Here is a 2,548-nt window from a genome sequence, read left to right on the forward strand (position 1 = left end):
GTCGCACGCGTTCCACTCGCCGTTGATGGAGCCGATGCTGGCGCAGTTCCGCGAGGTCGTCGAGGGGCTGTCGTACGAGCGGCCGCGTATCCCGGTGGTCTCCAACGTGAGCGGTGCTCTGGCGGAGCCAGGTCAGCTGGAGGATCCCGAGTACTGGGTGACCCATGTCCGGGAAGCTGTCCGTTTCGACGACGGTGTGCGGGCTCTGGTGGAGCAGGGGGTGTCCCGTTTCCTGGAGCTGGGTCCCGATGGTGTCCTGAGCGGTATGGCGCGTGAGAGCGCGGGCGAGGACGCGGTCCTGGTGCCGTTGCTGCGCAAGGACCGCGAGGAAGTCACCGCAGTCCTGACGACTCTCGCCCAACTGCACGTGTGCGGCGTCGCCGCCGACTGGGCCACCGTCCTCGACGGTACCGGTGCCCGTGCGGTGGACCTGCCGACCTACGCCTTCCAGCACGAGTACTTCTGGCCGACGGGAACCGTGGCCGGCGCCGGTGACATCCGGCTGGCCGGGCTCGGCGCGGCCGGGCACCCCCTGCTCGGCGCGGCCGTCGAGCTCGCCGGTGGCGACGGGCTGGTGTTCACCGGCCGGTTGTCGACGCAGTCCCACCCGTGGCTGGCCGACCATGTCGTCCAGGGCGCCGTACTGGTGCCGGGCACGGCTCTGCTGGAACTCGCCGTCCGGGCCGCCGACGAGGTGGGCTGCGACACGGTCGAGGAACTGACCCTGCCGACGCCGCTGGTACTGCCGGAACGCGGTGCCGTACGCATCCAGGTGAGCGTCGGAGAGCCGGACGACTCCGGACGCCGTACGGTCGCGGTCCACTCCCGGGACGACGCCGGGGACGAGCGCCGGTCCTGGACCCTCCACGCCCAGGGCGTGCTGGTGCCGGACGCCGTCACCCCCGACTTCGACGCGTCGGTGTGGCCGCCGCGGGACGCCGTACCGGTCGACGTGACCGACTGCTACGAGCGCCTCGCCGGCGCCGGTCTCCGTTACGGTCCTGCCTTCCAGGGCCTGCGAGCCGCCTGGCGGCGCGGCGACGAGGTGTTCGCCGAGGTCGCCCTGGGCGAGGAGACGGACGGCACGTCCTTCGGCCTGCACCCGGCGCTCTTCGACGCGGCCCTGCACGCCTCCTTCGCCTTCGGCGACGACGACGCCCCGGGCGGGGTTCCGTTCGTCTGGGAAGGCGTGTCGCTGCACGCGTCCGGCGCGTCGGTGCTGCGGGTCCGGCTGACCCGGACCGGGGACGACACCCTGGGCGTGCGGCTGGCCGATCCCACCGGAGCGCCCGTCGCTTCAGTGGAGTCCCTGACCGTCCGCGCGGCCACTGCGGCCGTACGCCCTGACGACGCCTCGAAGTCGCTCTACCGGGTGGAGTGGGTGCCGGCCCGGGGTGCCGAGACCGGCGTCGTAACGGGTCCGGTGGGTGTGCTGGGCGAGGTTGCGGGACTGGCGACGGTCGCGGGTCTGTTGGACGACGGGTTCGTGGCGTTCGCGGGTCTTGAGGAGCTGGCCGGTGCCGGTGAGGTGCCGGGCACGGTGCTCGTCGACGCCGATGCTTCCCTCGACGGCGCCGACGTGGTCGGTTCCGTGCACGGTGCTGCGGTGCGGGCGCTGGAGCTGGTCCGCTCGTGGCTGGCCGAGGAGCGGTTCGCCGACTCCCGCCTCGTGTTCGTCACGCGGGGCATGGCAGGCACCGGCGGCGTCGACAGGATGATCTCCGCTCCCGTGCGGGGCCTGGTGCGCTCCGCGTCGCTGGAGCACCCGGGACGCTTCGGGCTGCTGGACGTGGAGAGCGGCACGGACACCGCAGCGGTGCTCGCCGCCCTCACCGCGGACGAGCCCGAGACCGTCGTACGGGACGGCGAGGTACGGGTGCCGCGGCTGGCCCGGACGAATCCGGCCGATGACACCGCGGACCCGCAGATCGACGCCCCGCTCCCGGCCTCGCACGACGGCACCGTGCTGGTGACCGGCGGTACGGGTGGTCTGGGCCGCATCGTGGCCCGGCACCTGGTGGTGGAGCGGGGTGCGCGGGACCTGCTGCTGGTGAGCCGGCGAGGTCCGGCCGCCGAGGGCATCGACGCCCTGACGGCCGAGCTGTCCGGGCTGGGTGCCCGTGTCGCGGTCGCGGCGTGCGACCTGGCCGACCGTACGGCTGTCGACGCACTGCTGGCCGGGGTGCCGGCCGACCGCCCGGTGCGCGCGGTGGTGCACGCGGCCGGTGTGCTGGACGACGGTGTGGTCGAGTCGTTGACGCCGCAGCGGTTGGCGGGTGTGCTGCGCCCGAAGGTGGACGCGGCGTGGAACCTGCACGAGGCCGCCGGTGACCTCGGCCTGGACCTGGACGCCTTCGTCCTCTTCTCCTCGGTGGCGGGGACGTTCGGCAGCGCGGGACAGGGCGCGTACGCGGCGGGGAACGTGTTCCTGGACGCGCTCGTGGAGCACCGTCGTTCCCTGGGCCTGCCCGCGGTGTCGCTGGTGTGGGGTCCGTGGGCGCAGGACGCCGGGATGACGGAGGGGTTGTCGGAGACGGACCGGCGGCGT

1 protein-coding gene is annotated in these 2,548 nt (G+C 73.5%); it reads left to right on the forward strand.

Going from position 1 to position 2,548, the window contains the following annotated elements:
- Window positions 1-25: 25 nt before the first annotated feature.
- Window positions 26-2,548: type I polyketide synthase (locus tag KM933_RS38555; RefSeq protein ID WP_430727426.1), on the forward strand; the 2,523-nt coding region annotated here is incomplete at its 3' end.

This window comes from Streptomyces beigongshangae (assembly GCF_019710745.1).
Classification (GTDB): domain Bacteria; phylum Actinomycetota; class Actinomycetes; order Streptomycetales; family Streptomycetaceae; genus Streptomyces; species Streptomyces beigongshangae.